Raw genomic sequence first — 1,412 nt, 5'->3', positions numbered from 1 at the left:
GGTTTAACCTTAAACATTTCAGTATCCAATTCGAATGCTTTTGGATTCACTTTTGGTCCTGCAAAACTCACTCCAATCATCAAAATCATTGTAAACAAGAATGATAATCCCATACAAATGTGGAATGGAATCTCAAAAGCTCCTTTTCCATTAGCATAAGCCGTGTATAAGAAAGTTTCGTTTCCAAACATTGCTGGTGCATATTCATTGAATAAAACAGACAATAAGAATCCTGCTAACACTCCCACAATAGCAGCGGTTCCTGTTGTTCTCTTCCAGAACATCCCTAAGAAGAACATAGCAAATACTCCCGGACTAATAAATCCGGTATATTTTTGAATATACGTAAATCCACCTACTCCACCAATTCCTAATACATCATTCCAGGTAAACATTACAGCTAAAACCATAGCTGCAAAAACAGCTAATCTACCAATATTTACTTGCTGTCTCTCACCAGCTTCTTTTTGAATGTATTTTTTATGAACGTCTAGAGTATAAATCGTCGAAATACTATTTACTTTACCTGCTAACGAAGCTACGATAGCTGCTGTTAAAGCGGCAACTGACAATCCTTTTAATCCTGTTGGTAAGAAAGTTAACATCGCTGAATAAGCTCCATCTTTTCCTCCTACTAACTGTGGCAAATGCCCTCCTTGATACAATACATAAGCTGCAATACCAGGTAACATTACAATAACTGGCATTAATAATTTTAACATACCTGCAAATAAAATACCTGTACGTGCCGTTTGTAAATCTGCTCCAAGAGCTCTTTGTGTGATATACTGGTTACATCCCCAATAGTTCAAGTTGATAATCCAGATACCTGCTAAATAAGATAAAACTCCAGGAAAAGTAAGGTATTTATCAATTTCTAACTGAGTAGAAGTAGCCGTTGGTCTTGGAATAATCATTTTGAAATGCTCTGGTGCTTCACGCATTAACACTTTAAAACCAGCGATAGCATCTTGACCCACTCCAAAATATTGTCCAACTGTTGTTAAGGCAATATAAGAAGTTACCAAACCTCCAATAATCAAAACCGCAACTTGGATAACATCAGTATAAGCAACTACTTTCATACCTCCAAGAGAGATAATCAAAGCAAATACAGCCAACCCTAACATAATAACATGAAGGTAATCTCCTCCTGCTAATCCGTTAATAGCAACAGCTCCTAGGTATAAAATAGAAGTTAAGTTTACAAAAACATACAAAAACAACCAGAAAACAGCCATAATCAACGCTGTAGTTTCGTTGTATCTTGTTTTTAAGAATTGTGGCATGGTATAAATCTTGTTTTTCAAATAAACAGGAATAAACCAAATGGCAATGATAATTAAAGCAATCGCAGCAATCCACTCGTAAGCGGCAACAGCAATTCCTAAGAAGAAACCTTCTCCACTCAT

Annotated in this window: 1 protein-coding gene; it reads right to left on the bottom strand. The window is 36.1% G+C overall.

Annotated elements, in window-relative coordinates:
- Window positions 1-1,412: sodium:solute symporter family transporter (locus AC4FRF_RS17530; protein ID WP_491161592.1), on the bottom strand; the 1,412-nt coding region annotated here is incomplete at both ends.

This window comes from Flavobacterium sp. ST-158 (assembly GCF_058309975.1).
The sequence above is the reverse complement of the archived record's forward strand: the minus strand, read 5'-3'. Positions and strand labels throughout refer to the sequence as shown.